General features: G+C 68.7%; 24 protein-coding genes. 14 read left to right on the forward strand and 10 right to left on the reverse strand.

What is annotated here, in order from left to right; translation table 11 throughout:
• Positions 1-35 precede the first annotated feature (35 nt).
• From ACT3CF_RS00110 to ACT3CF_RS00120, 3 genes are read left to right on the forward strand one after another with little or no spacing between them, the layout of a single operon-like run.
• On the forward strand, positions 36-947 hold the full coding sequence (locus ACT3CF_RS00110) for a tetratricopeptide repeat protein (RefSeq protein WP_478419682.1): 912 nt from the start codon (positions 36-38) through the stop codon (positions 945-947).
• The gene (locus ACT3CF_RS00115) at positions 944-1,555 is read left to right on the forward strand and encodes an LON peptidase substrate-binding domain-containing protein (protein WP_478419683.1); all 612 of its coding nucleotides are present in this window, start codon (positions 944-946) and stop codon (positions 1,553-1,555) included. The genes ACT3CF_RS00110 and ACT3CF_RS00115 overlap by 4 nt, the downstream gene beginning before the upstream one ends.
• Complete coding sequence (locus tag ACT3CF_RS00120; RefSeq protein WP_478419684.1) at positions 1,552-1,758, forward strand: Trm112 family protein; 207 nt, start codon at positions 1,552-1,554, stop codon at positions 1,756-1,758. The genes ACT3CF_RS00115 and ACT3CF_RS00120 overlap by 4 nt, the downstream gene beginning before the upstream one ends.
• 82 nt (positions 1,759-1,840) lie before the next feature.
• Here ACT3CF_RS00120 and ACT3CF_RS00125 read toward each other — a convergent pair whose 3' ends face one another.
• Entirely contained in the window at positions 1,841-3,058 is a 1,218-nt protein-coding gene (locus ACT3CF_RS00125; RefSeq protein WP_478421285.1) for a UbiH/UbiF/VisC/COQ6 family ubiquinone biosynthesis hydroxylase, read from the reverse strand.
• Positions 3,059-3,208: 150 nt separating this feature from the next.
• On the opposite strand from ACT3CF_RS00125, the gene ACT3CF_RS00130 reads away from it, so the two are divergent.
• The 4 genes from ACT3CF_RS00130 to ribA all read left to right on the forward strand — a co-directional run bounded on the left by ACT3CF_RS00130 (position 3,209) and on the right by ribA (position 8,428).
• A complete protein-coding gene (locus ACT3CF_RS00130; RefSeq protein ID WP_478419685.1) occupies positions 3,209-5,605 on the forward strand; it encodes an FtsK/SpoIIIE family DNA translocase in 2,397 nt (798 codons plus the stop codon).
• 101 nt (positions 5,606-5,706) lie between these two features.
• Entirely contained in the window at positions 5,707-6,321 is a 615-nt protein-coding gene (locus tag ACT3CF_RS00135; RefSeq protein WP_478419686.1) for a LolA family protein, read from the forward strand.
• 269 nt (positions 6,322-6,590) lie between these two features.
• On the forward strand, positions 6,591-7,373 hold the full coding sequence (locus ACT3CF_RS00140) for an exodeoxyribonuclease III (RefSeq protein WP_478419687.1): 783 nt from the start codon (positions 6,591-6,593) through the stop codon (positions 7,371-7,373).
• On the forward strand, positions 7,370-8,428 hold the full coding sequence (ribA, locus tag ACT3CF_RS00145; RefSeq protein WP_478419688.1) for a GTP cyclohydrolase II: 1,059 nt from the start codon (positions 7,370-7,372) through the stop codon (positions 8,426-8,428). Before ACT3CF_RS00140 ends, ribA begins: the two co-directional genes overlap by 4 nt.
• Before the next feature lie 35 nt (positions 8,429-8,463).
• Here the strand turns inward: ribA and ACT3CF_RS00150 are convergent, their stop codons facing one another.
• Positions 8,464-9,135 (reverse strand): HAD family hydrolase, encoded by a 672-nt coding sequence (locus ACT3CF_RS00150; RefSeq protein ID WP_478419689.1) that lies wholly within the window; start codon positions 9,133-9,135, stop codon positions 8,464-8,466.
• Positions 9,136-9,174: 39 nt separating this feature from the next.
• Complete coding sequence (locus ACT3CF_RS00155) at positions 9,175-9,843, reverse strand: YggS family pyridoxal phosphate-dependent enzyme (protein ID WP_478419690.1); 669 nt, start codon at positions 9,841-9,843, stop codon at positions 9,175-9,177.
• A gap of 22 nt (positions 9,844-9,865) precedes the next feature.
• Here ACT3CF_RS00155 and ACT3CF_RS00160 point away from each other — a divergent pair, with 22 nt between their 5' ends.
• Positions 9,866-10,399, forward strand: a complete 534-nt coding sequence (locus ACT3CF_RS00160) for a thiamine phosphate synthase (protein ID WP_478419691.1) — start codon at positions 9,866-9,868, stop codon at positions 10,397-10,399.
• 46 nt (positions 10,400-10,445) lie between these two features.
• Here ACT3CF_RS00160 and ACT3CF_RS00165 read toward each other — a convergent pair whose 3' ends face one another.
• The gene (locus ACT3CF_RS00165) at positions 10,446-11,174 is read right to left on the reverse strand and encodes a hypothetical protein (RefSeq protein ID WP_478419692.1); all 729 of its coding nucleotides are present in this window, start codon (positions 11,172-11,174) and stop codon (positions 10,446-10,448) included.
• Positions 11,175-11,428: 254 nt separating this feature from the next.
• Between ACT3CF_RS00165 and ACT3CF_RS00170 the strand changes: the two genes are divergently transcribed.
• The 6 genes from ACT3CF_RS00170 to ACT3CF_RS00195 all read left to right on the forward strand — a co-directional run bounded on the left by ACT3CF_RS00170 (position 11,429) and on the right by ACT3CF_RS00195 (position 17,607).
• On the forward strand, positions 11,429-11,860 hold the full coding sequence (locus ACT3CF_RS00170; RefSeq protein WP_478419693.1) for a DUF3576 domain-containing protein: 432 nt from the start codon (positions 11,429-11,431) through the stop codon (positions 11,858-11,860).
• Positions 11,861-11,927: 67 nt separating this feature from the next.
• Positions 11,928-14,456, forward strand: a complete 2,529-nt coding sequence (leuS, locus tag ACT3CF_RS00175; RefSeq protein WP_478419694.1) for a leucine--tRNA ligase — start codon at positions 11,928-11,930, stop codon at positions 14,454-14,456.
• Positions 14,453-14,980 (forward strand): LPS assembly lipoprotein LptE, encoded by a 528-nt coding sequence (lptE, locus tag ACT3CF_RS00180; RefSeq protein ID WP_478419695.1) that lies wholly within the window; start codon positions 14,453-14,455, stop codon positions 14,978-14,980. The genes leuS and lptE overlap by 4 nt, the downstream gene beginning before the upstream one ends.
• On the forward strand, positions 14,977-15,999 hold the full coding sequence (gene holA, locus ACT3CF_RS00185; protein WP_478419696.1) for a DNA polymerase III subunit delta: 1,023 nt from the start codon (positions 14,977-14,979) through the stop codon (positions 15,997-15,999). The genes lptE and holA overlap by 4 nt, the downstream gene beginning before the upstream one ends.
• 124 nt (positions 16,000-16,123) lie before the next feature.
• A complete protein-coding gene (locus ACT3CF_RS00190) occupies positions 16,124-17,071 on the forward strand; it encodes a DUF4424 domain-containing protein (protein ID WP_478419697.1) in 948 nt (315 codons plus the stop codon).
• On the forward strand, positions 17,068-17,607 hold the full coding sequence (locus ACT3CF_RS00195; RefSeq protein WP_478419698.1) for a hypothetical protein: 540 nt from the start codon (positions 17,068-17,070) through the stop codon (positions 17,605-17,607). The genes ACT3CF_RS00190 and ACT3CF_RS00195 overlap by 4 nt, the downstream gene beginning before the upstream one ends.
• Here the strand turns inward: ACT3CF_RS00195 and dinB are convergent.
• From dinB to mnmE, 6 genes are all read right to left on the reverse strand, one after another.
• Positions 17,594-18,688, reverse strand: coding sequence for a DNA polymerase IV (gene dinB / locus ACT3CF_RS00200; RefSeq protein WP_478419699.1), 1,095 nt, complete (start codon positions 18,686-18,688; stop codon positions 17,594-17,596). The two genes, ACT3CF_RS00195 and dinB, sit on opposite strands and share 14 nt — an antisense overlap.
• A gap of 99 nt (positions 18,689-18,787) precedes the next feature.
• On the reverse strand, positions 18,788-19,690 hold the full coding sequence (locus tag ACT3CF_RS00205; RefSeq protein WP_478419700.1) for a ParB/RepB/Spo0J family partition protein: 903 nt from the start codon (positions 19,688-19,690) through the stop codon (positions 18,788-18,790).
• On the reverse strand, positions 19,687-20,469 hold the full coding sequence (locus ACT3CF_RS00210; protein WP_478419701.1) for a ParA family protein: 783 nt from the start codon (positions 20,467-20,469) through the stop codon (positions 19,687-19,689). Before ACT3CF_RS00210 ends, ACT3CF_RS00205 begins: the two co-directional genes overlap by 4 nt.
• A complete protein-coding gene (rsmG, locus tag ACT3CF_RS00215) occupies positions 20,466-21,089 on the reverse strand; it encodes a 16S rRNA (guanine(527)-N(7))-methyltransferase RsmG (protein ID WP_478419702.1) in 624 nt (207 codons plus the stop codon). Before rsmG ends, ACT3CF_RS00210 begins: the two co-directional genes overlap by 4 nt.
• Positions 21,086-22,918, reverse strand: coding sequence for a tRNA uridine-5-carboxymethylaminomethyl(34) synthesis enzyme MnmG (gene mnmG, locus ACT3CF_RS00220; RefSeq protein ID WP_478419703.1), 1,833 nt, complete (start codon positions 22,916-22,918; stop codon positions 21,086-21,088). Before mnmG ends, rsmG begins: the two co-directional genes overlap by 4 nt.
• Positions 22,919-23,000: 82 nt before the next feature.
• Complete coding sequence (gene mnmE / locus ACT3CF_RS00225; RefSeq protein ID WP_478419704.1) at positions 23,001-24,296, reverse strand: tRNA uridine-5-carboxymethylaminomethyl(34) synthesis GTPase MnmE; 1,296 nt, start codon at positions 24,294-24,296, stop codon at positions 23,001-23,003.
• Between the last annotated feature and the right edge of the window lie 2 nt (positions 24,297-24,298).

Here is a 24,298-nt window from a genome sequence, read left to right on the forward strand (position 1 = left end):
GACCAACCGAACGATCAATCCTGGGAGCCTTTCCGTTGGCCACGCTTGGACTCAGCACCGCCGAGAAGGAAGCCGTCGACGCATTCCGTCGCGACATCGTCGAACCGTCGATGCACGAGCTCGTCATCATCGACTTCTGGGCGGAGTGGTGCGGCCCGTGCAAGGCGCTGGGCCCCGTGCTCGAAAAGGTCGCCGCCGACTATGCCGGCAAGGGCGTGCGGCTGGCCAAGATCGACGTCGACAAGAATCAGTTCATCGCCGCGCAGTTCCAGGTGCGGTCGATCCCGACCGTCTATGCGATGTTCCAGGGTCAGCTCGTCGCCGACCTGACCTCGGCGCGCACCGAATCGCAGCTGCGCACGATGCTAGACCAGATCCTGCGCCAGATCCCGGTGCAGAGCGCCGAGGCGGAGGCCGAAGCCGAGATCGAGCCGCTGATCGCGATGGGCGAGCAGGTGCTGGGCGAAGGCGATGCCGAGCGCGCGCTTTCGATCTTTGACCAGATCGACGCGATGGCGCCGGGGCATGGCGCGGTGGCGGCGGGACGCGCGCGCGCGCTGGTCGCGCTGGGCCGGACCGACGAGGCCGAGGCGACGATCGCGGCGCTGACCGAAGAGGCGGCGCGGATGCCCGAGGTCGAACGCGCCCGGGCCGCGATCGCGATCGCACGCGAGGCGCAGCCGGTCGGCGATCTGGCCCGGCTGAGCGCGCATGTCGCGGCGCATCCCGAGGACATGGACGCGCGTTATGAACTGGCGGGCGGGCTGATGGCGGCGGGCGAGCGCGACGCGGCGGCCGACACGCTGCTGGCGATGGTCCGCGACGACCGCGAATGGAACGAGGGCGCGGCACGCCAGCGGCTGCTGAAGCTGTTCGAGGCGGTGGGGCTGGAAGACCCCTGGGTTTCGGCGCAGCGGCGCAAGCTGTCCGCGATCCTGTTCGGATGACGATCACGCGGCTTTCGGTGTTTCCGCTGGCGGGGGCGTTGCTGTTCCCCCGCCTGCACCTGCCCCTGCACATCTTCGAACCGCGTTATCGCGCGATGATTTCCGATTCGCTGGCGCGCGACCGCCGCATCGGCATGATCCAGCCGCGCGATTCGGCCGAGCCGCCGACGCTGTTCGACACGGGCTGCGTCGGGCGGATCGCCGAGGTCGAGGCGCACGAGGACGGCCGGTACGACATCGTGCTCGAAGGCCTGACGCGGTTCACCGTGCTGCGCGAGCTGGCGGTGACGACGCCGTTTCGCCAGGTCGAGGCGGCGCTGGAGCCGATCGGCGAGAGCGAGCTGCTGTCGCTGGGCGCGCGCGCGGCGCTGGAGCGCGAATCACGGCGCTTTGCCGATGCGCTGGGCTATGCGGTCGACTGGACTGCGGTGGCACGGCTCGACGACGAATCGCTGGTCAACGGCATCGCCCAGATCGCGCCGTTCGACGTCGCCGCCAAGCAGGCGCTGCTCGAGGCGCCCGACCTCGACACGCGCGCCGAACTGGTGATCCAGCTGATGCAGTTTTTCGGGCGGCGCGGCGAAGAGGACGGAATCACGCTGCAATGACCGACACGATCGATCCCTGGCTGCTCGCCAAGCTCGTCTGCCCCGCGACGCGCACGCCGCTGCGCCACGACGCCGAGCGCGGCCGGCTGGTATCCGACGCGGCGGGCGTCGCCTATCCGATCCGCGACGGCGTTCCCGTGCTGCTGGTCGAGGCGGCGATTCCGCTGGATGGCCTGGACGGCACCGGCACCGCCGCCGACTGAACCCCGCCGGCCGAACTTCTTCCATTGCGGCACCGGCGCGCCGGCAAGGGCCGGCGTTACACCATGCCGTGACCGGGTGCGATCAGGCGGCGATGCCCTGAAGCAGCTTGGGCACGTCGCCGCTCTCGCCCCGCGCCTCGGCCATGAAGAACTGCTTGAGCGGCGGCAGCCGGTCGACCGCCGACAGCCCGATCCGGCGGACGAGCGAGGCCGCGCGCCCGGGCACGCCGAACAGATGCGTCAGCCCGTCGGTCGCCAGCGCGACCATGAAGGTGTCGAGCCCGCGCCAGCGCTGATAGCGCGCGAGCAGTTGCGGATCGCCGAGATCGAGCCCCAGCCGCTTGCCGTCGACGAGCACCTCGACGAGCGTGGCGACATCGCGGAAGCCGACATTGACCCCCTGCCCCGCGATCGGATGGATGCCGTGCGCGGCGTCGCCGACGAGTGCGAGCCGATCGGCGGTGATCCAGGCGGCGTGGTGGAAGCCGAGCGGATAGCTCGACCGCGCCGAAAGCGGGCCGAGCGTGCCGAGGAAGCCGCCCATGCGCTTTTCCATTTCGGCCATATAGGCACGCGGCGAGATGCGCTTGAGCGCATCGGCATCGCGGCCCTTGACCGTCCACACCACTGCCGAGCGATGGCCGTGCGCATCGTCGGGAAGCGGCAGGATCGCGAACGGCCCTTCGGGATAGAAAATCTCGAACGCGGTGTTTTCGTGGCTGCGCGCATGGCCGACCGTGGCGATCATCGCGGCATGGTCGTAGGTCCAGCGCGCGACCTTGAGCCCCGCGGCCTCGCGCGTCGGCGAATTGCGCCCTTCGGCGGCGATGAGCAGCTGCGCATGGACGACCGCACCCGAATCGAGCGTGGCGGTGACACCCGTCGGTCCGCGTTCGACCGCGACGGCGCGCGTCTGCATCCGCACATCGGCGCGCGGCGCCGCCTGTGCCGCCTGGAACAGCGCGGTGCGCAGCACGCGGTTCTCGAACATCACGCCGAGCGCCGTCTCGTCGGCATCGGGTTCGAAATCGAGCTTGCCGGGCGCCAGCCCGTCGCTGACGCGGATGCTTTCGATCGGGCAGCCGAGCCCGGCGAGCCGCGGCGCGACGCCGATCGCCTCGAACATGCGCAGCGGCGCGGCGGCAATGGCCGAGGCGCGCCCGTCGAATTCGGCCGCCAGGATCCGTTCGGGATCGGCAGGATCGACGACGATCGACGAGAGACCATGCGCATCGAGCGCCACCGCAAGCGCGCTGCCGACCAGCCCGCCGCCCAGAATGAGGACATCCGCGCGTTCCATGGTGCCGTCCGTAGCACAGTCGGCGGCGCGCACCAGCCCATGCGCGGCACCGGCACGGCGAATCCGGTACAAAACAGGTCCATCTTGACGCGGGACTCGCCAGCGACGATGCTTTGCCGCCTGTTCCTGACAATCCGGAGGCCGGACGACATGGCGTCCCGCGCACAACCGTCGCTGTTCCGCGACACGATGAAGGCTGGCGCCCGCCGCAGCGGGACGCTGATCGGCGGCGCGCTGATCTTTGCCGCGACCTTTGCGCTGCTGCTCGCGCTGCTGACCTATCACCCGCAGGACCCGTCGCTGAACACTGCGTCGGGCGGCCCTGCGCACAATCTGCTGGGCACGCCGGGGGCGTGGATCGCCGACCTGCTGCTCGCGCTGCTGGGGCTGCCCGTGGGGCTGATCGCACCGGCGGGATTCGTGATCGCCGCGCGGCTGATGCGCGATCGCCCCGTCGGCCGGTGGGGCCGGATGCTTGCGGGCGTGCTGGGCGGCGTGGTGCTGATGTCGACCGCGCTCGCCTTTTTCTCGAGCGACGCGGTGCTGTGGCTCGTCGGCGGCTGGGGCGGCGTGGTCGGATGGGCGATCACCGCAGTGTTCCGCTGGGGCACCGCGCTGATCGGCGATGCCGATATCGTCTTCTGGACCGAGCGCGGGCTGGGGCTGGTGTTCGCACTCGCCGGACTGGTGCTGTGGTGGCGCAGCCTGGGCGTGCGGATGCCCGAGGGCGGGCTGCACCTGCCCGCGCTGCGGCTGGCGCACCAGCCGGCGCGGCTGAGCGGCCCGGCGGCGTTCGACGCGGGCGACGCCGCGGCGGAGGACGATGCGGCATTCGGCGACGACGACGATGACGACGCGCCCGCGCCGCGCTGGGGGCTGCGTGCAGGTGGCCGCCGCGAGCTGCGCGAACCGGCCGAGCCGCGCAAGCAGGTGGTACCCGACAACCGGCCCGGCCCCGTGATCGCCGAGCGGAACCTGGCCCCCTCGCCTGCGCGCACCAAGCCGCCGGTGCAGGACAGCCTGGATTTCAAGGACAGCTACAAGCTGCCGCCGATCGACCTGCTGAAGGCGCCGGCACCCAACCAGAATGCCGCGATCGACAAGGCCGCGCTGGAGCGCAACGCCCGGCTGCTCGAGAGCGTGCTCGAGGATTTCCACGTCAAGGGCCAGATCGTCGAAGTGCGCCCCGGCCCGGTGGTGACGATGTACGAGCTGGAGCCCGCGAGCGGGATCAAGGCGAGCCGCGTCATCCAGCTTGCCGACGACATCGCGCGCAACATGTCGGCGATCTCGGCGCGCGTCGCGACGATCCCCGGGCGCACGGTGATCGGCATCGAGCTGCCCAACGCCAAGCGCGAGACGGTGAACCTGCAGGAGCTGATCGGCAGCCAGAGCTTCGAGGACCAGGGCGCGTCGTTGCCGATCGTGCTGGGCAAGAACATCGCGGGCGATCCCGTGATCGCCGACCTGGCGCCGATGCCGCACCTGCTCGTCGCCGGCACGACCGGGTCGGGCAAGTCGGTGGGGCTCAACTGCATGATCCTGTCGCTGCTCTACCGGCTGACGCCGGACCAGTGCCGGATGATCATGATCGACCCCAAGATGCTCGAACTGTCGATGTACAAGGACATTCCGCATCTGCTCGCCGACGTCGTCACCGATCCGCCCAAGGCGGTGCGCGCGCTCAAATGGGCGGTGGAGACGATGGAGGACCGCTATCGGATGATGGCGTCGGTCAATGTCCGCAGCCTCGCCGGGTTCAACGACAAGGTGCGCCAGGCCAAGGCCAAGGGGCAGACGCTGGGGCGCAAGGTGCAGACCGGCTATGACCCCGACACGGGCAAGCCGATCTATGAGGAGGAGACGCTCGACCTCCAGCCGCTGCCGCAGATCGTCGTGATCGTCGACGAGCTGGCCGACCTGATGATGACGGCGGGCAAGGAAGTCGAGTTCCTGATCCAGCGGCTGGCGCAAAAGGCGCGCGCGGCGGGCATCCACCTCATCATGGCGACGCAGCGCCCGTCGGTCGACGTCATCACCGGCGTCATCAAGGCCAACCTGCCGACGCGGATCAGCTTTCACGTCACGTCGAAGATCGATTCGCGCACCATCCTGGGCGAACAGGGCGCCGAGCAGCTGCTGGGCAAGGGCGATATGCTGTACATGCCCGGCGGCAAGCAGATCGCGCGCGTCCACGGCCCGTTCGTCAGCGACGAGGAAGTGCAGGCGGTGGCCGATTTCTGGCGATCGCAGGGAGCGCCCGACTATATCTCGGCCGTCACCGAGGAGCCGGCGGACGGCGGCTTCAAGCTCGACGGCGAGCCCGATGGCGACGATTCGCCCGAGGAGCAGCTGTATCGCCGCGCGGTGCAACTCGTCGCCGAGAGCCAGAAGGCGTCGACGTCGTGGCTGCAGCGCCAGTTGCGCGTCGGCTACAACTCGGCGGCGCGGCTGATCGAGCGGATGGAGCGCGAGGGGCTGGTGTCGCAACCCGACCATGTCGGCCGGCGCGAGGTGCTGATGGATACCGACGGACGCCCGCTGTAGCGCGCCGCGGGGACCGGATCGTTTCGCCGGACGAAGGGTTCAGCAGGGGTTCAATCCGCCGCGCCTAGCGCGGACCCCCGAGGCATATTGGAGAAAAAGACGTGTTTGCACGGCCGCTTGCCCTTTCCCTTGCGCTTGCCGCCCCGGCGCTGGTCGCCGCGGCGCCGGCGGGCGAACTCGCCCAGGTGCAGCAGCATCTGAAGAGCGTTTCGAGCATGACGGCGAGCTTCAGCCAGACCGACCGCAACGGCCGGGTGCTGACCGGCACGATGACGCTGAAGCGCCCGGGCAAGATCCGGTTCCAGTATCAGAAGGGCGTGCCCCAGCTGATCGTCGCGGACGGCAAGAGCCTGTATTTCATTGATTATCAGGTTAGCCAGGTCAATCGCTGGCCGATCGGCAATTCGCCGCTGGCGGTGCTGCTCGACCCCAATCGCGACATCGGCAGCTTTGCCCGCATCCAGCCGAGCGGCGATCCGCGAATCGTTTCGGTGGAGGTGCATGACACGCGCCATCCCGAATATGGGCGGATCACGCTGATCTTCCGCAAGGACGCGTCGGCACCGGCGGGGCTGTTGCTCCAGGGCTGGGTCGCGCTCGATTCGCAGAACAACCGCACCACGATCCGGCTGTCGAACCAGCGCGTGAACGTCGAGGTGAGCGACGGAACGTTCCGCTGGAACGACCCGCGCCCGCAGGGGCCGCGCGGACGCTGACGCTTTTTCGCAATCGTTCATGTTCGCGACAGGTAGCCGTGCCTAAAAGGATGCTGCGGATACGGAACTAGGCCGGGATTTTCCCCCTGTTGCCCGGATTGTTTCGTTTCCCGCCTGCGTGACGAACGCTAGGTCGGCCCTCGCTCCATTGCCCCCGGAGCGGGGGCCTTTCCATTTGGGGCCTTCCCGGCCGCGCTTGCCGCGAAATCGCGATCCGGCGGCGTTGCTGCCGCTGGCGCTCGGCCGCCGGGGTCGCTACATCCGCGAACGTGAAGATCGCGTCCTGGAACATCAATTCGGTCCGCTTCCGGATCGGCATCGTCGAACAGTTTCTGCAGGAAGAGGCACCCGATATCCTGTGCCTGCAGGAAACCAAGGTGATCGACGCCGATTTCCCCGAGGCGCCGTTCCGCGCGCTCGGCTATGACCATATCGTCAAGCATGGCCAGCGGATGCACCACGGCGTCGCGATCCTGAGCCGCGTGCCGCTGGTCGAGGATGCGCGGTTCGACTGGCAGGACAATGCCGAGGCGCGGCATGTCGGCGTGCGGCTGCCCAACGGCGTGCGGCTGGAAAATGTGTACGTCCCCGCCGGCGGCGACGTCCCCGATCGCGAGGTGAACCCCAAGTTCGGACAGAAGCTCGATTTCGTCGGGCGGATGACCGAATGGGCGGCGGGGATCGACCGGCCGACGATCCTGACCGGCGATTTCAATATCGCGCCGCTCGAATGCGACGTGTGGAGCCACAAGCAGTTGCTCGACGTGGTCAGCCACACGCCGATCGAGGTCGAGGCGCTGGGGCGGCTGTTCGCCGCGCACGACTGGGTCGATCTGGGGCGGCAATTCATCCCCGCACCCGCGCGCTGCTATACCTGGTGGAGCTATCGCGCGAAGGATTGGGCGGCATCGGACCGCGGGCGTCGGCTCGACCATATGTGGGCGTCGCGCAGCGTGGCCGACAAAGCCGTTGCGCACCGCGTGTGCGAGCCGTGCCGATCGTGGGTCAAGCCGTCGGACCATGTGCCGATCGTCACGGAGTTCGATTTTTGAGCGACGCGCGTGCCGCCGCCGAGGCCGTCGACGCGCTGCGCCGCGGCTGGCCGATCGCGATCCGCGGCGCGGCGGGCACGCTGAGGCTGCTCGCGGTCGAAACGGGCGATGCCGAGCGGCTGGCGCGTTTCGACCCAGCCGGAACCGCGCCGGTGCTGCTTTCGGCGGGCCGTGCAGCGACGCTCAAGCTCGCCAACCAGCGCGAGGCGGCGACCCCGGACGCGCCGGTGCTGATCGAGCGCGTCGACTGGCTCGACTTCGATGCGGCGACCGCGCTCGCCGACCCGCAATTCGACCTTGCCACCCCGCTGAAAGGGCCGTTCCGCGCCGTTCCGGTCGTGCAGCCCGATGCCGCCGAGGCGGCGCTCCAACTCGCACGGATCGCGGGGCTGCTGCCCGCCTTCTTCGTGCTGGAGGGCGACGCGACCGACGCGATCACGCTGGCGGACATCGACGCACATGAAGATGCCGACCGGCTGCGCATCGTCGGGCGCGCGCGGCTGCCCGTCGAGGCCGCCGAGGATGCCGAGATCGTCGCGTTTCGCACCGACGAGATGCCGGGCGAGCATGTCGCACTGCTGATCGGCCAGCCCAACGGCGAAGCCCCGCTGGTGCGGCTCCACAGCGAATGCCTGACCGGCGACATGCTCGGCAGCCTGAAGTGCGATTGCGGGCCGCAACTGAAGGCGGCGATCGCCGAGATTGCCCGGAGCGGCTGGGGCATCCTGCTCTATCTGCGCCAGGAAGGCCGCGGCATCGGCCTGATCAACAAGCTGCGCGCCTATGCGCTGCAGGATCAGGGCTTTGACACGGTCGACGCCAACACCCGGCTCGGCTTTGCGATCGACGCGCGCAACTTCCGCGTCGCGGCGCGGATGCTGACCCTGCTCGGCCAGCCGCGCATCCGGCTGCTGACCAACAACCCGCAAAAGGTGGAGACGCTGCGCGCCGCCGGGGTCGACGTGCTCGAACGCGTGCCGCACGTGCTGCCGGCGAATCCGCACAACGCGCGGTATCTGGCGACCAAGCGCGACCGGACCGGGCACGCGTTCTGATCACCCCTGTACGCCTGCGAATGCAGGCGCAGGGTTCAGGCGATCAGCCGCGCGACCTCGTCGAAATCATGGGCGATATGCTGGACGCCCAGCGCGCGGAGGCGCTCGCCATGGTCCGCCGCGCAATGCAGGCCGGCGCACAGCCCGATCACCGTCGCGCCCGAGGCGACAGCGCCGGTCACGCCCACCGGCGAATCCTCGAGGATCACGCAAGCCTCGATCGGCACGCCCAGCGCCGCGGCGGCGTGGAGGTAGAGATCGGGCGCGGGCTTGCCGTTCGCGACATGCTCGCGGCCGCTGAAGATCTTGTCGCCGAACAGGTCGCGCACGCCGAGATGGCGAAGATGCGCGTCGATCCATTGAGTCGAGCTCGACGAGGCGATCGCGCGCGGCAGGTCGGCGGGAAGCGATTCGAGGAAGTCGAGCGCCCCCGCGACCTCGGGAAGCCCCTCGGCCAGCGCGCGGGCATCCTCGAGCGCGCGCGCCGCATGGAAATCGTGCGGGAGCGGGCGTCCGATCCAGTTTTCGATCGCGCCGTAAAAGGCGTCGCCCGACAGCCCCATGAAGTTCGACATCGACTCTTCGGGCGTGGTGGGATGGCCGATCGCGGTCAGATAATCGGCGATCTGCTTGTTGCCGGCATATTCGCTTTCGATGAGCACGCCGTCGAAATCGAACAGGATCGCCTGGAAGCGCGTGGAGAGCATCGGGAAAGTCCGCCCGTCGTCAGGAGTTGAAACCGGCGCCTAGCCGCGCGCGCCGAACAGCGCGGTGCCGACGCGGACATGCGTCGCGCCCAGCGTGACCGCGGTTTCATAGTCGCCCGACATGCCCATGCTGAGCCCGTCGAGCGCATGATCGCGCGCCAGCTTGGCGAGCAGCGCGAAATAGGGCGCCGATTCGAGCCCGACCGGCGGCACGCACATCAGTCCCGCGACCGGCAGCGTTGCCGCGCGGGCCGCGTCGAGCAGCGCGGGCAGCGCTTCGATCTCGCAGCCGCCCTTTTGCGGCTCGGCGCCGATATTGACCTGAAGGAAGCATGCGGGGCGGCGCCCCGTGCGGTCCATCGCGCGGGCCAGCGCGGTGACGAGCGAGGGGCGATCGACCGAATGGATCGCGTCGAACAGCGCGACCGCCTCTTCGGCCTTGTTCGACTGAAGCTGGCCGACAAGGTGAAGCGCGATTCCGTCGGTCGTCTCGCGCAGCGCAGGCCATTTGCCCGCGGCTTCCTGAACGCGGTTTTCGCCGAACACGCGCTGTCCCGCGGCGATCAGCGGCGCGATGGCGGCGGCGTCGTGGGTCTTGGAGACCGCGATCAGCGTCACCCCGTCGGCGGGGCGGCCGGCGATACGGGCGGCACGCGCGATATGCGTGCGGACATCGGCAAGGCGGAGCGAGGCGTCGTCACTGGACATGAGCCGCGCTATAGGCGGGGCGATGCGACCCCGCCACCCCATCCCGCGCCTGTGGCTGATGACCGATGAGCGGCTGGGCGACGCGCTGTGGGCGGCGCTCGCGCGATTGCCGCGCGGCAGCGGCGTGGTGTTTCGCCATTACCGCCTTCCGCCGGCCGAGCGCCGGGCGTTGTTCGAGCGCGTGCGGCGCGTCGCCCGACAGCGGCGACTGGTGCTGGTGGTCGCGGGCGACGACCGGCTGGGCCGTGCCGATGGACGCCATGGCGCCAGCCGCCCGCGCCGGGCCGCGCCGGGGCTTCACACGCGCCCGGTCCATTCGCGGCGCGAGGCGGTGGCGGCGATCCGCGCCGGTGCCGATCTGGTGTTCGCGTCGCCGGTCTTTGCCACGCGCTCGCACCCCGGCGCGGCGGGACTGGGGCCGCTGAGGCTGGCGCGGATGATCGCGGGGCTGACGGTGCCGGTCATCGCGCTGGGCGGGATGGATGCCCGGCGGATGCAACGGCTGAAAGGATTGCCGCTGCACGGCTGGGCGGCGATCGACGGCTGGATCGGGTAACCGGAAGCTGGAAAAGAAGTCGCGTACTCAGCCGCGGCAGCGCCGATCAGAAGCGGAAGGCAGTGCCCACATAGACGCCCTGGCTGTCGCGGCGATCCTCGTTCATGCGCACCAGCCGCTCACGATCCGACTTGGCGCGGACGCCCGCGGTCAGATCGATGTTGCGCGTGAGCGCGTAGGAGCCGCCGACGTCGATCGAATAGCTGGGCTTGTCACCGCCCAGCAGCACCGGCGTGTTGGCGAGCGGCCGATCCTCGACCGACTGGAGGCGCGCCGTGACGCGCGCGGGCGAATAGCTGACGCCCAGATTGGCGCGATCCCGATTGCCCGACGCAACGGGCAATTCGGCGCGGGCCGCATCGCCCGTTACCGCCAGCTTCTTCCAGCCGACCGAGACGCCGAGATTATAGGCGATCGGTGCGATTCCAACCGACGGCATCGCCACCGCTTCGTTGTTCGCGTTGAGGCGCGGAACAGCGCTGACGCGACCCCGCGCCGCGACGCTGACGTCGCGGCTGATCGCCTGCGATGCCTGCGACGGCGTGAAACGGAAGCCGTTGCCCGCGATGCCCGAGCGCGCGAGCATCGCCGCAAGCTTGGGATCGGCGGCGGCGGGCGTGAAGGCGGCCACCCCTTCGGCGACCGAGACCACCGGACGGACCAGCGGACGCAGGATGCGGCCATTCTCGCGAGCCTGAAGCGCAGGGGCGAGCAGCGCCGCGGCGGCGCAAAGCGCCCCCAGCCCTGTTCCCGTCATCCAGCGCGACACTCGCATGACTCGATCCCTTCCTGTTGCTAACGCCTACCACGGAAGCGGGCCGCGGTTCCACTGCCGCCGACATTTTTCGTGCAACTGTTGCAACATGCACACAGAGTCGGTGCGGGTTTGCGCATCGGCGACGTCGTCACGCGCCGGCGGCGCGGCACGCGATGCCGCCGGCGAGTCGCGACGACACACCTGCCGCCTTGCTCCCGCCATATCAGCGCCTATAGATGCTGCACCTGTTTCACCGCCTTTTAGGAATGTCGATGAACCGCCTGTTGCGCACCGCGATCCTCGGGTCGCTTGCTCTCTCCGTCGCCGCGTGCGGCCATCGCCACCGTCCCGATGCCGATCTGGCGGCGTCGAAGGTGACGACAATCGGCGTCAACGCCTATCTGTGGCGCGCCAGCCTCGACACGCTGAGCTTCATGCCGCTGCTCCAGACGGACTCGGCAGGCGGCGTGATCGTAACCGACTGGTACATCAACCCCAACACGCCGACCGAGCGCATGAAGGTGACGGTGACGATCCTCGACCAGGATCTGCGCGCCGATGCGCTGCGCGTCGCGGCGCTCCGCCAGGTGCAGACGGCAGGCCAGTGGGTGAATGCCCCCGTGCAGGCCGCGACCGTCCAGAAGCTTGAAGACATCATCCTGACCCGCGCACGCGACCTGCGCCGCGCCGCCGTCAGCAACTGATCCCCTGTTCGGCGGGGCGCCGTGCCGCCCCGCCCCGTTTTCCAATCATCACGAAGGAAGTACCCGCGTGTCGCGCTTCAATCCGCTCAAGGCGGACGCCGCCTGGCAGAAGGTGTGGGACGATCGCCGCACCTTTGCCGCCCGCGACGACAGCCCCAAGCCCAAGTCCTATGTGCTCGAGATGTTCCCCTATCCTTCGGGGCGCATCCATATGGGCCATGTGCGCAACTACACGATGGGCGACGTGCTGGCGCGCTTCCGCCGGATGAAGGGCATGGAAGTGCTCCATCCGATGGGGTGGGACGCCTTCGGCATGCCGGCCGAAAATGCCGCGATGGAAAAGAAGGTCCATCCGGGCGCCTGGACCCGCCAGAACATCGCGACGATGAAGGCGCAACTCAAGCGCCTCGGCTTCGCGCTGGACTGGACGCGCGAGATCGCCACCTGCGAGCCCGACTATTACGGCCAGGAACAGGCGCTGTTCCTCGACCTGTATGAAGCCGGCCTGGTCTATCGCAAGGAAAGCGCGGTCAACTGGGACCCCGTCGACATGACCGTGCTCGCCAACGAGCAGGTGATCGACGGGCGCGGCTGGCGCTCGGGCGCGCTGGTCGAGCGGCGCAAGCTCAACCAGTGGTTCCTCAAGATCACCGATTTCGCCGACGACCTGCTCGAAGGGCTGAAGGGCCTCGAGCATTGGCCGGACAAGGTGAAGCTGATGCAGGAAAACTGGATCGGCAAATCCGAAGGCCTGCAGTTTACCTGGAGCCTGTCGAACGGCGAAGGGCTGACCGTCTACACCACGCGCCCGGACACGATCTTCGGCGCAAGCTTCGTCGCGATCGCGGCGGACCATCCGATCGCGCAAGCGCTCGCGGCGGGCAACCCCGAGGTCCAGGCGTTCATCGAGCGCTGCAAGCAGGGCGGCACCACCGCCGCCGAGCTGGAGACGCAGGAAAAGCTCGGCTGGAACACCGGGCTCACCGCGCAGCATCCCTTTGATTCCAATTGGCAAATTCCGGTCTACATCGCGAACTTCGTGCTGATGGATTATGGCACCGGCGCCGTGTTCGGCGTGCCGGCGCATGACCAGCGCGACTTCGAATTCGCGACCAAATACCATCTGCCGATTCGCCGCGTCGTCTCCGAAGGCGACAAGACCGATCCCAAGTTCGACGGCACCGAGGCCTATACCGGCCCCGGCACGCTGGTGAACTCGCACTTCCTCGACGGCATGGACGTCGTCGATGCCAAGCGCGAAGTGATCCGCCGCGCCGAGGAAGGCGGCTGGGGCAAAGGCAGCACCGTGTGGCGCCTGCGCGACTGGGGCGTCAGCCGCCAGCGTTACTGGGGCACCCCGATCCCGATCATCCATTGCGAGGATTGCGGCCCCGTCGGCGTGCCCAAGGACCAGCTGCCGGTCACGCTGCCCGAGGACGTCTCGTTCGACATCCCCGGCAACCCGCTGGATCGCCACCCGACCTGGAAGCATGTCGATTGCCCGAAGTGCGGCAAGCCCGCGCGACGCGAGACCGACACGCTCGACACCTTCGTCGATTCGAGTTGGTATTTCCTGCGCTTCGCCAGCCAGCCCTCGGACAAGCCGTTCGACAAGGCGGTGGCCGAGCAGTGGCTGCCGGTCGGCCAGTATATCGGCGGCGTCGAGCATGCGATTCTGCACCTGCTCTACGCCCGCTTCTTCACCCGCGCGCTGCGCCATATCGGCCGCATCGACGTGGCCGAGCCGTTCGCGGGGCTGTTCACCCAGGGCATGGTGACGCACGCCAGCTATTATCAGCTCGAAGAGCATGAGGGGCTGGAGCGGAAAGTCTATTTCGAGCCGCGCCAGGTCTCGTTCCGCGCCGACGGATCGGCCTATCTGACCGACAGCGGCGCCGAGGTGATCGTCGGCCGCGTCGAAAAGATGTCGAAGTCGAAGAAGAACACCGTCGATCCGACCGAGATCGTCGACCAGTATGGCGCGGACGCGACCCGCTGGTTCGTGCTCTCCGACAGCCCGCCCGAGCGCGACCTCGAATGGAGCGAGAGCGGCATCGAAGGCGCCTGGCGCTTCGTCAACCGGCTGTGGCGCCTGTTCGACGGGCTGGAGGCAGCCGAGGGCGAGGACAAGGATCTCGACCGCAAGCTCCACCGCACGATCGCCGGCGTCGCCGAGGACATCGAGGCGCTGACCTTCAACAAGGCCGTCGCCAAGCTCTATGAGTTGACCGGTGCGATCGAGAAGGCCAAGCCCTCCGCGTCGCGTACCGCCGCCATCCGCACGCTGGTCCGCGTCGTCGCGCCGATGGTGCCGCACATTGCGGAAGAGGCCTGGGCGGCGATGGGCGAGACGGGCCTGATCGCCGATGCCGAATGGCCCGCGGTCGACCCGGCGCTGCTGATCGACGACGAAGTGACGATCGCAATCCAGGTGAATGGCAAGTTGCGCGACACGCTGGTAATGCCCAAGGGCGCCGCACGCGAGACGGTGGAGGCCGCGGCGCTGGCGGCGGACAAGATCGTCCGGCTGCTCGAAGGCAAGGCTCCGCGCAAGGTGATCGTCGTGCCCGACCGACTGGTGAACATCGTCGCATGAAGCGGTTCGTCCCCCTCGCCGCTGTCGCGCTTGCGCTGACCGGCTGTGGCTTTCATCCGCTGTACGAGGGCGGCGAAGGCGGGCGCGTGCAGTCGCTGTTGTCGGGCGTCGAGGTGGCGCCGATCGAGGGCCAGTCGGGCTGGCTCGTCGCCAACGCGCTGCGTGATCGCATCCATCTGGGCAATGCGCAGACGCCGCGTTACCGGCTCCAGGTGCGGCTCGACGACCAGATCGGCGGCCTGGGCGTCCGATCGGACGACAGCGTCGCGCGCGAGCGACGGACGCTGCGCGCGCGCTATCAGCTGATCGACCTGGCGAACGGCGCGGTGGTGCTCGACGCGACGGCGGGATCGGACGCGGGCATCGACGTCGTCGGATCGGAATATGCGACGATCGCGGCCGAGCGCACCGCGCTTGAACGGCTGTCCGGCATTGTCGCCGACCAGATCGTCGGGCGGATCGCGCGCTATGCCCGTTCGGGGGCTGCCCCCGCGACGCCGGCGGGAACGGCCCCCGCGCGATGAAGCTCAACGCGTCGCAGATCCGCGCCGCCGTCGACAAACCCGATCCTCGCACTCGCCTCTATCTGCTCCACGGTCCCGACGAGGCCGGCGCAGCCGACCTGGCCGACCGGCTGGCGCGCGCGCTTGGCTCCGACGTCGAACGCGTCGACATCGAGCCGCGTGCGCTGCGCGACCAGCCGGGAAAGCTGGCGGATGAGGCCGCGGCCTTTTCGCTGTTCGGCGGTGCACGGCTGATCCGCATCCAGCCGGTGGATGACGGCGCGAGCGAGGCGATCGCGCTGCTGCTTGCCGCCGAACAGGCAGGCAATCCGGTGGTCGCGATTGGCCCCGGGCTCAAGACGACGAGCAAGCTCGTCAAGACGGCGATCGGATCGCCGGTGGCGGCGGCCTTTGCCTGCTATATTCCCGAAGGCCCCGAAGCCGCCCGGATGGCGACGACGATCGCGCGCGACCACGGGCTGCGGCTGCTGGGCGACGTGCCGCATCGGCTGATCGCGGCGACCGGCGGCGATCGCGCGGTGCTGACGCGCGAGATCGAGAAGCTGGCGCTCTATCTGGATGCCAGCCCTGAGGCGCCGCGCGACGCCGACAACGACGCGCTCGACGCGATCGGCGCGGCGCTGGGCGAGCCCGAACTGTTCGCGACGATCGCGACGATCCTCGACGGGCGGCTCGATGCGCTGGGCAAGGAGCTCGCGGCGCTGCGTGAGGGCGGCGGCTCGCTGATTCCGTTGCTGCGCCAGCTGGTGCGGCGACTGATGACGTTGGCCGAGATGCGCGCCGACCTGGACCAGGGCGGCACGATCGAATCGGTGCTGGAAAAGCACCGCGTCTTCTTCAAGGAAAAGGCCGCGACTGGCCGCGCGCTGCGCCGCTGGAGCGCGCCACAGATCGCGCGCGCCATCGACCGGCTCCGCGAGACCGAGCGCAACCTGATGCATTCGGGCAGCGCCGGCGAAGTGCTCGCCGAAGCCGAATGTACGACGATCGCGCGCGCCGCAGCACGGGCACGCGGCTGACCGTCCCGCCCCCCTCGCCCCGCACCCGGCGCGATGCGACGATTCGCGGGACGGGGTGATTCCAAGCGGGCGCAAAGCAGGCTAGCCCGGACTCCTGTTCCGCCGCCAGCTTCGGAGACCCCGTTTGCGCCCTCTCCTGATCGCCGGACTGCTGCTCGCCGCCGCAGCGCCCGCGCTTGCCAACGACACGACCGCGCAGCTCGCCGCCGGCGGGCTTGAGCTGACCCGTACCGATGCGATCGAGATGCGCAGCGAGGATCTGTTCATTTCGCGCAAGGCGGTGCGGGTACGCTATGTGTTCGCCAATACGAGCGGGCGCGACGTGACCGTCCGCGTCGCCTTTCCGATGCCGGTGCTGGAAGGCGAGGTGCTCAACTATCAGGACGTATCGGTACCGCAGCCCGATTCGGACAATTTCCTGGGCTTTGCGACCGAGGTCGACGGCAAGCGCGTGCAGGCCGAACTGGAACAGCGCGCCTTTGCCGGCGGTCGCGAGCAGACCGCGTGGCTGCGCGCGCACCATGTGCCGATCGCCCCGCACCTGGCCGCGACCGAAGCGGCAATCGCACGGCTGACTCCCGCCGAGCGGGCCGAGGGACAGCGGCTGAAGCTGCTGAGCGAGGACGACGCGCCGATCTGGTCGATGCGGGCCACCTATCACTGGATGCAGACCTTTCCTGCCGGGCGTCCGATCACGGTCGAGCATCGCTATACCCCGTCGGTCGGCGGTACCGTCGCGACGGGGCTGGGCACGCCCTATGGCGCGGAAACGGTGCAGCGTTATTGCGCCGACGCCAGCCTGATCGCGGCGGTGCGCCGCGCGCGCCAGACGCGCGAGGAGCCGTTTACCGAGCAGTGGGTCGATTATGTGCTGACCACCGGCGCCAACTGGAAGAAGCCGATCGGCAGCTTTCGCCTTGTGATCGACAAGGAAAATCCACGGGACCTGGTGAGTTTCTGCGGCGACGGCGTCCGCAAGCTCGATGCGACGCGGTTCGAGATGCGCAAGGCAAACTGGCGCCCGACGCGGGACCTGGCGATCCTGTTCCTCGTACCGACCGACGCGCAGTGAACGGGATGCTGTCGGCGGCGGTCGCCGCCTTGCTGCTCGCGGGGAGCGGCGCCGCGGACGAGGAAGGCTTCGATCCCTCTGCCTTGCCGCTCACCGACCTGATCGCGTGCAAGAGCGACCTGCCAAGCTGGAACGGCTTTGGTCTGTGGTTCCACGACAATCCCGATGCGTGGCGTCGCTATGGCGTTCACAAGATCGAATCGCGCAATCCCTTTCTGGCCGAATACCGCACCGACCGGCCGATTGAGGTGTTCGGGCGCACGACCAACCGGATCGCGCTCACCAGTTCGGGCATGCTCGCGATCTTCGCGGACGGCGACCCTGCGGCATTGGCCCGCACGCTGGGCATCAAGCCGGTCGTTGCCGGACCGACCAAGTTCATGGGCGAGCGGATTGTCACCGATTCGCCGTTCGACGGCGGCAGCCCCGCGTTCCAGGGGCGGATTCAGATCAGCCTCAACGTCTCGACCGTCAGTTCGCACCCGGGCGCCGTTCTCGCGGGATGCAGCTATCGCCTGCTCTTCAACGACGACTGAGCCCGTCGAACAGCGGCAGGCCTTCGGTCTGTCCGGCAGCGCCCGGTTCGAGGTTCGAGACGGTGACGCCGACGAGGCGAATCCCCTTCGCGGCGGGCAGCACGCTGTGCAGCAATGCGCATGCCGCCCGGTGGAGCCCTTCGCGCGAATCCACCGGTAGCGCGAAGCTGCGGCTGCGCGTGATCTGCTGAAAGTCGGCATATTTGATCTTCACCGTCACGGTGCGGCCGAAGATCTGGGCCTTTTCGCACCAGGCCCAGACCGAATCGGCCTCGGCGACGACCGCGGACTCGATTGCTTGCGAGTCGCGCGTGTCGGCAGGCAGCGTCACCTCGGAACCGCTCGACTTGCGCTGGCGATGCGCCTCGACGGGCCGATCATCCTCGGCGCGGGCAATGGCATGGTACCAGGCGGCCGAGCTGCCGAAATGTTCGGCGAGGAACGCCAGCGAGCAGGCGCGCAGATCGGCACCCGTCTCGATCCCCAGCGCGTGCATCCGCCGCGCGGTCACCGGCCCGACGCCATGAAAGCGGGCGACCGGCAGCGTTTCGACCCAGGCGGGCCCCATTTCCGGAGTCACCGCGAACTGGCCATTGGGCTTGCGGTGATCCGACGCGAGCTTGGCCAGAAACTTGTTGTATGAAATCCCTGCCGACGCGGTCAGCCCGGTCTCGTCGAGAATGCGCGCCCGGATCTCCTTCGCGGTCGCCCAGGCGGTGGCGATGCCGCGCCGGTTGGCCGTGACGTCGAGATAGGCCTCGTCGAGCGAGAGCGGCTGGATCAGATCGGTATAGTCGGCGAAGATCGCGTGGATCTGACGCGACACGGCGCGATAGACGTCGAACCGCGGCGGAACGAACAGCAGGTCGGGACATCGCCGCAACGCCGTGACCGAAGGCAGTGCCGAGCGAACGCCGAAGCGACGCGCCTCATAGCTTGCCGCCGCGACGACGCCGCGCGCACCGGCATGGCCCACCGCAACCGGGCGGCCGCGCAGTTCGGGACAATCGCGCTGTTCGACCGACGCGAAAAAGGCGTCCATGTCGACATGGATGATCTTGCGGATCGGCGGCGCGGCCATCGCCTGCCTTTAGCGCCATTCGAACAGAGAGGGAACGGCGCCTGGCCCGCCCGTTGGCGATGTTTCACATGAAACATCGCACGGCGACGTGGGCCGGCGTCAGATCCCCTCGCCGGTCAACCGCTGGCAAACCATGTCGAGCTGATCGAGCGTCGAATAGCTGATGACCAGCGTGCCGCCCTTGGCCGAATGGTTCACCTGAACCTTGAGGCCGAGGACGTCGCCGAGCTGCGCCTCGAGCGCGGCAAGATCGGCATCGCGCGGCGCCGCCGCTTCGGCTCCCGCCTTGCGCTTGGAGGGCTTGGCCTCGCGCGCAAGCTTTTCGGCCTCGCGTACCGAAAGCCCCTTGTCGGCGACCATCCGCGCCAGCTTTTCGGCATTGGGCGCGCCGATCAGCGCGCGGGCGTGCCCCATCTCGATCTCGCCGTCGATCACGAGCTGGCGCACCGGCTGCGGCAGATCGAGCAGACGCATCAGATTGGCGACGTGACTGCGCGATTTGTGGACGAGCCGCGCGAGCGCCTCTTGCGTATGGCCGAATTCGCGGATCAGCCGGGCATAGGCCTCGGCCTCTTCGATCGCGTTGAGATCCTGGCGCTGGATGTTCTCGACCAGCGCGATTTCCATCGTGTCGGCGTCGCTGAGGTCGCGGACGAGCACAGGGATTTCGTGCAGCCGCGCCTTTTGCGCCGCCCGCCAGCGGCGTTCGCCGGCAACGATCTGATAGCTGTGGCCGTGCGGGCGAACGACGATCGGCTGGATCACGCCCCGCTTGGCGATCGACTGGGCGAGTTCCTCGAGCGCGGCCTCATCGAAATGACGTCGCGGCTGATCGGGATGCGGCGCGAGCGCGCTGACCGGCAGCATCCGCACGCCGGCGGGCGTCTCCGCCTCACCGCCGCGGCTGATCGGCGCTTCGGGAACCGATTCGCCGAGCAGTGCCGAAAGCCCGCGGCCAAGGCCGGGACGCGGTTTGCGAGGGGCGGCTGCGGAATCGGTCATGCGGCTTTCTTCAGCTTGGGCAGGCGTTCGATGACTTCGCGGGCGAGCGCGATATAGGCTTCGGAGCCGGCGCACTTGTGGTCATAGATCAGCGCGGGAACGCCGTGGCTCGGCGCTTCGGAGAGACGCACGTTGCGCGGAATCACCGTGTCGAACACCACTCGCCCCAATACGGCCCGAACATCGTCCGAGACCTGATCGGTCAGGCGATTGCGACGATCGTACATCGTCAGCGCAACGCCCAGGATCGACAGGCCCGGATTGAAGCGGCTGCGAATCCGTTCAACGGTGGTGAGCAGCTGGCTCAACCCTTCGAGCGCGAAGAACTCGCACTGGAGCGGCACGAGCAGCGCGTGTGCGGCGACCATCGCGTTGATCGTCAGCAGCCCCAGCGACGGCGGACAATCGACCAGCACCACGTCCCAGCGTCCACCCTGATGGCGGGCGACCGCGGCATCGAGGCGGTGCGTGCGGGCATCGAACTCGATCAGTTCGATTTCGGCCCCCGACAGATCCTGGGTCGCCGGAACGATATCGAGGCCGGGCACCTTGGTCGGCACGGCAACGTCCTCAAGATTGGCGTCGCTGACGAGCAGGTCATAGGTCGAATACTCGCGCTCGGCCCGGCCGATTCCCAGCCCGGTCGAGGCATTGCCCTGAGGATCAAGGTCGATCAGCAGCACGCGCTTGCCGGTCGCGGCCAGCGCGGTGCCGACATTGATGGCAGTCGTCGTCTTGCCGACGCCGCCCTTCTGATTGGCGATCGCAATGCAGATCATCTTGGCTGAACCCCCCGGGCCACCACGATTCCGGATTCCATTTCCGTGAGGCTTGGCTCCACGTGGAACCGACCTTGCCACTTCGCGCGCGCGGCTTCCACCTCTGATTGTGCATTGCGGCCTTTCGGCAGCAACCAGACGGTATCTTTGCTCGCACAATGTCGCGCTGCAGCGAGCAGCGCCGGCAATGCTGCGACCGCACGTGCAGAGATCACCGCCGCCGGCGCCGGGGCCGACCAGCCTTCGATCTTGCCCTGCACGAGCGTCACGCGCGCGGTAAGACCCAGAGCGTCGCTCGCGCGCCGAAGGAAGTCGACGCGCTTCGCTCGCGGTTCGACCAGCACGATCGGGCGATCGGTGAGCAGCGCGACGACAAGCCCGGGCAGACCGGGGCCGCTGCCGATATCAAGCCACGCGCCCGCGCCTGCCCCCTCCGCCAGCGGGACAAGCTGCGCCGAATCGAGCAGGTGTCGGGTCCACAGCGTCTCGAAGGTCGAGGCGGCGATCAGGTTCTGGTGGCGCGCCTCTTCGAGCAGCATTTCACCGAAGGCAGCGACCGCCGTTTCACGTGAAACGCCGAACCGGTCCGCGATCCAGCGACGGGCTTCAGCCTCGGTCATGGCCGCGGCCGCCGCGCATGAAGCAGGATCGCCGAGAGCGCCGCGGGGGTGATCCCGCGAACGCGGGCGGCGGCCCCGAGCGTTGCGGGACGGGCCGCGCCGAGGCGCTCGACCATCTCGTTCGACAGGCCGGGGATGGCAGCATAGTCCAGCGCCTCCGGAAGCACGATGGCGTCATTCGCGCGAAGTTGAGCAACGTCGGCAGCCTGGCGTTCGAGATAGGGCGCATAGCGCGCGTCTTCGACAAACTCGGCGAGCAGATCCGGATCGACATCGGGCTGCGGCCCCAAATGCGCGAGCGTGACCGCGGGAAAGCGTAGCCAGTCGCGCGCCGATCGCCGTCCGCCGTCGAGCGCGACGTCGGCGCCGCGCGCGCGCAACGCCGAGGCGGTGACGGGTACGGCATAATGACGATCGAGCAGCGCGCGCGTCGCCGTGCGCGCTTCAAGCCGCGCCCGCCGTTCAGCACCCAGCACACCCGCTTCGTCCGCAATGGGGCCAAGCCGGGTTTCGGCATTATCGGCGCGAAGTCGGAGCCGGAACTCGGCGCGGGCGGTAAGCATCCGGTAGGGCTCGGTAACGCCGTGGAGGACGAGGTCGTCAATCATCACGCCCAGATAGCTGGTGGCACGATCAAGCACCAAGGGTGCGAGCCCGAGCGCGTGACCCGCCGCGTTGATGCCGGCAACCAGCCCCTGCCCCGCCGCTTCCTCGTAACCGGTCGTGCCGTTGATCTGGCCGGCGAAGAACAAGCCGGGCATGGCAGCCAGACCGAGCGTCGCGTCGAGCGCGCGCGGGTCGATATAGTCATATTCGACCGCATAGCCTGGTGTGACGATGCTCGTCTGCTCGAGCCCCGGAATCGAGGCAATCATCGCCCCCTGCACGTCGACAGGCAGCGAGGTCGAAAGCCCGTTCGGATAGACGAGCGGCGTGTCGAGCCCTTCGGGTTCGAGGAAAACCTGATGACCGTCACGATCGCCGAAGCGGTGAATCTTGTCCTCGATCGAAGGGCAATAGCGCGGCCCCTGCCCCTCGATCGCACCGCTGAACAACGGCGACCGATCGAGCCCCGCGCGGATCGCGTCGTGCGTCGCGAGCGTCGTCCGCGTCACGCCGCAATGAAGTTGCGGCAGCAGTCGCCGCGACGTCATCGGCGACATCGTCCAGGGCTCGACATCCGAAGGCTGTTCGGCAAGGCGCGCCCAGTCGATCGTCCGCCCGTCCAGCCGTGGCGGCGTGCCGGTCTTCAGCCGCGCCATCGGCAGGGCGAGTTCGCGCAACTGCGCCGCGAGTTCAGTCGCCGCCGCTTCGTCGATCCGCCCTCCCTCGAGCTGCTCTTCGCCGCGAAAAATGCGACCGCCCAAGAAGGTGCCGGTAGCGAGTACAACCGCGCGCGACGCCAACGCCGTTCCGTCGCGCAGCCGCACCCCGACGACGCACCCGCCGTTGACGATCAGCGCCGCAGCCTCACCCGCAACAAGCGTCAGCTCCGGCTGCGCCGCAAGCATTGCCTGGATGGCGCCCGCATAGCGCCGACGATCGGCCTGGACGCGCGGCCCCTGAACGGCGGTGCCCTTGGACCGATTGAGCATCCGGTAATGGATTGCCGCAGCATCGGCGGCGCGGCCGATCAGACCGTCAAAGGCGTCGACCTCGCGGACCAGATGCCCCTTGCCGAGACCACCGATCGCGGGGTTGCACGACATCGCGCCCAGCTTCGCAAGGTCGAAGCTGAGCAACGCAGTGCGCGCCCCACGGCGCGCGGCGGCGGCCGCTGCCTCGGTACCGGCATGGCCGCCACCGATCACGATGACATCGAATTGCATGTGTTCCGGCGCTTAGCGGGTGACGAGGCGAACGTCAAAAGCGTTCGCCCGCGCCACGCTGTTCCACGTGAAACTCGGGGGCCTATTTGCCGATGCAGAAGCGGCTGAACAGCGCATCGAGCATTGCCTCGACCCCGGCCCGCCCGGTGATCGCGTCAAAGCTGCGCAGGGCCGCGCGCACCTCCTCGGCAAACAGCAGCGGGTCGGTCAACGCGGCGGCGCGGTCCAGTGCATCGGCCGCCTGACTTGCGAGCGCACGCTGGCGCTGGTTGAGCGCGGGCAGATTCGGCGGCGGCGCGAGCGGTGCAACCCGTCGCTCGATTTCGGCCCAGAGCGTGTCGACCCCCGCCCCCGTTGCCGCCGAGACGCGCACGGCATCGCCGCTTCCGCCGCCCTTCCGCTCGGGCAGATCGGCGCGCGGATACACGCGCACCAACCCCGGATGCTGCGGCGGCGGCCCGTCGCCCAGCCAGAGCACTAGATCGGCGGCAGCGATTGCGTCCTGCGCGCGATCGATCCCGATCGCCTCGACGACATCGGTGGGTGCATCGTGCAGGCCTGCGGTGTCGATAAAGACGAAGGCGAACGTTCCACGTGAAACCGGCACCTCGATCCGGTCGCGCGTCGTGCCCGCGAGCGGCGAAACAATGGCCGCCTCGCGTCCGGCGAGCGCGTTGAGCAGCGTCGACTTGCCCGCGTTGGGCGGCCCCGCCAGCACGACTCGAAACCCGTCGCGCAGTCGTTCGACAGGTGGCCGCGCCACGACGGCAGCGATCGCGCCCGCCAATTCCGCAGAACGCGCGCGCAAGGCCGGAAGCGGATCGTCCCCGCCGGTATCGACGACGTCAGCCTCATCGCCATGATCGAGCACGGCTTCGACTGCCGCCGATATCCCGAGTGCCGCAGCGGTCCATTGCTCGACCTCACGTCGGATTCCGCCTTCGGCCGCACGCAATGCGACCCGCCGCTGCGCCTCCGTCTCTGCGGTCAGCAGGTCGCCCAGCCCTTCGGCCTCGCTGAGATCGATGCGCCCATTCATCAGCGCTCGGCGCGTAAACTCCCCCGGCTCGGCCTGACGCAACCGCGGCCGACGCGCCAACGCCGCCTCGACCGCGCGGACCACCGCGCGTCCACCATGCAGATGCAGCTCGCACAGATCTTCGCCCGTCGCGGTTGCCGGCCCGGGGAAGCACAGCACCAGACCGCGGTCGAGCAGCGTGCCATCCGCGTCGCGCAGCGCCCGGACGGCGGCGCGGCGAGGCTCGGGCAGACTTCCTGCCAGCGCCTGCGCCGCGGCAAAGGCGTCGGGGCCGCTGATGCGCACCACTGCAATCCCGGCGGGGAGCGTCCCGCTCGACAACGCGAAAATCGTATCCATCG

It is taken from the genome of Sphingomonas chlorellae, from assembly GCF_056485145.1.